Below are 2,976 nucleotides of genomic sequence, written 5' to 3' on the forward strand. Positions count from 1 at the left end.
GCATCGGAACCCGTGGCGACCAGATCCAGTCCGTCACTGACGGAGCGAGCCTCGCTGCGGCTCTCGCCTCCCCGCAAGCGACCCGCAACCTCGAGTACCTCGCGCTCGCCGAGAAGCTCCAGAAGGACAAGGTGGTCGACATCAGACAGGTGCACTTCTACGAGAGCTGGCAAGCCGCCCCGGCTTTCGTCGACTACCTCAAGGCCACGACGCCGGCGGGCATGCCGATAGAGGCGTGGGAGGTCGGCCAGTTCCTCAAGGACGGAACCCTCACCGATGAGCAGCGTGCGCAGGAGATGGTCAAGACCGTGTCCGTCCTTCTCGCCGGCGGGGTTCGGCGCGTGCTGTGGCTCCCGCTCGTCATGAACCCGGTTGGACGCAACAGCGATGAGCCGCGCTACGGGCTGCTCAACCCAGACGGTTCAGCGCGTCTGACCGGAACCGCCTTCACGGCGATGGCCCAGGCCGCGGACGGCGCGACGGCGACCGCCGTCTCGGGAAAGGGCCTCACCGGGGTGGCCCTCGAGAAGGACGGCAAGACACAGGTCTTCGTCTGGAGCCCGGCCGGCGACGTCATGATCAAGCTCGGACCCGGTGAGGTCGCCAAGCCGATCGCCGCCCAGGGGGGCTCGGGAGCCACCGGGTCGGCCAAGCTCGGTGCCGCACCGGTCCAGATCGTCTCCAACCGCACAGTCTCCGAATTGTTGAGCACGCTGTGAGCCTCGACCCAGACCCGAAACGACTCGTGTTCGTCGGCGGGCTGCACCGCAGCGGCACGACGCCCTTCGCCAAGATCCTCGACGGCCATCCGGAGATCAGCGGACTCGTCGACACCGGGGTCCGAGAGGACGAAGGACAACACCTCCAGCGGGTCTACCCCAAGGCCAAGGTCTACGGCGGGTCCGGCCGGTTCGCCCATCGTCCGGAGGCACACCTCACCGAGGCGTCGCCGCTGACGACGGCGGCGAATGCGCAGGCGATGCTCGACAGCTGGAGCCCCTACTGGGACACCAGCCGGAGGTTCCTCGTGGAGAAGTCTCCGCCGAACATCATCATGGGCCGCTTCCTCCAGGCGCAGTTCCCTGGGTCGGGACTGATCGTCGTGGTCCGGCATCCGGTGGCGGTCGCCCTGTCCAACAAGAAGTGGCGACGCATCACGTCCACCAACCCTCGCAAGTTCCAGTCGCTCAACCAGATGGTCGAGCACTGGCTGGCGGCTCACACCATCCTGGCGGCCGACGCTCCCCACCTCGACCGGCTGCTCGTGGTGCACTACGAACGCCTGATCCAGAACCCGGACGACGAGCTGGAGCGTGTGCAGTCCTTCCTCGGTCTGAGCCAGCCGATCGACTCCTCGAAGCTCAGCAGGAGTCACAGCGACTCCTATGCGCAACGGTGGGCGTCGTACGAGGGCTGGTGGCGGCCGGGCGGTTGGCAACGCCGCATCATCGGGTCTCGCCACGCCGACGACATCGCCGCGTTCGGCTACGACTGGGCTGACCTGTCCGGTTTCTCGCAGCACCCCACCCCGGTCGGGCTGACGGCAGCCGTCTGACGCCTCTCGGGGCATGGGTGGCCGCGCCGGTGCGGTGAAGGTGCGCTTGCGGCGCGATTACTCTGGTGGGGCACCCCGTGTCCGATCGATGTGGGTCCGTCATGCTGCCTGCGCGTCGGCTGGCCCGTAGATCGCCGTCTGAAATGTTGGGACGTCTGTTCATGAGCGCAACCACCACCCGAATCCCGGCTCGCCTTTCCGGGCTCCTCGACGTCTGGCAGGCCGAGCACACCACGCGTCGGGTGCTCGAGCAGGTGGGGCGCGCCCAGCTCGTCGACGTGTCGGGGAGCGACGGCAGCCGTCCGTTCCTCGTCGCCGCCCTGGCACGCGCCACCGGCGACGCCGGGCCGGTCGTGGTCGTGACGGCCACGACGCGTGAGGCCGACGACCTGGCCGCGGCCCTCGAGGCCTTCTTGCCGCCCGATGCCGTTGCCGTCTTCCCGAGCTGGGAGACCCTTCCGCACGAGCGCCTCTCGCCCCGCAGCGACACGGTCGGCCGGCGGCTGGCCGTCCTGCGGCGGATCGCGCACCCCGACCCCGACGACACGGCATACGGCCCCCTGTCGGTCGTCGTCGCCCCGGTCCGTGCGGTCCTCCAGCCGATCACCAAGGGACTGGGCGACCTCGTGCCGGTGGCACTGCGTCCCGGCGACGAGCRGCCGCTCTCCGACGTGGTCGAGGCGCTCGCCGCCGCGGCCTACACGCGCACCGACCTCGTGGAGCGCCGCGGGGAGTTCGCCGTGCGTGGMGGGATCCTCGACGTCTTCCCCMCGACCGAGGAGCACCCCGTCCGCATCGAGTTCTGGGGCGACACCGTCGAGGAGGTGCGGTGGTTCAAGGTCGCCGACCAGCGCAGCCTCGAGATCGCGGAGCACGGTCTCTGGGCCCCGCCGTGCCGCGAGGTCCTGCTGACCGACGAGGTGCGCGCGCGAGCGGCCGAGCTGGCCGCGCAGCTGCCCGGCGTCGCCGACATGTTGACCAAGGTCGCCGAGGGCATCGCCGTCGAGGGCATGGAGTCGCTGGCCCCCGTCCTCGTCGACGGCATGGAGTCCGTGCTCGACGTGCTGCCCGCCGAGTCGATCATCGTGCTGGCCGACGCCGAACGCATCCGCACCCGCGCCCACGACCTCGTCCTCACGAGCGACGAGTTCCTCCAGGCCAGCTGGGCCAACGCAGCGGCCGGCAACAACGTGCCCGTCGACCTCGAGTCGGTCCTCGGTTCGGCCTCCTACTGGACGCTCGCCCAGGTCCGCGCGCACGCCGTTGCGTCCGGACGCCCGTGGTGGACGCTGACCCCCTTCAGCTCCGACGCCGAGCTCGTCATCGAGGACGATGACGTCGACGTCCGGCTCTCCCTGGGGACCGTCGACCCCGAGGCGTTCCGYGGAGACACGGAACGGGCCGTCGCCCACCTCAGGGAG

The 2,976-nt window shown here is 69.9% G+C and carries 2 protein-coding genes and 1 pseudogene; all 3 read left to right on the forward strand.

Annotated features, from left to right (window positions below; genetic code table 11):
* Positions 1-719 (forward strand): hypothetical protein (locus AC1DP0_RS20380; RefSeq protein ID WP_478088119.1); only part of this gene is annotated, 719 nt, incomplete at its 5' end.
* A complete protein-coding gene (locus tag AC1DP0_RS20385; RefSeq protein WP_478088121.1) occupies positions 716-1,555 on the forward strand; it encodes a sulfotransferase family protein in 840 nt (279 codons plus the stop codon). The genes AC1DP0_RS20380 and AC1DP0_RS20385, both read left to right, overlap by 4 nt.
* Positions 1,556-1,716: 161 nt before the next feature.
* Positions 1,717-2,976 (forward strand): annotated as a pseudogene (locus AC1DP0_RS20390) (transcription-repair coupling factor); the annotation flags it as partial.

The organism is Terrabacter sp. P5_B1 (assembly GCF_056400505.1).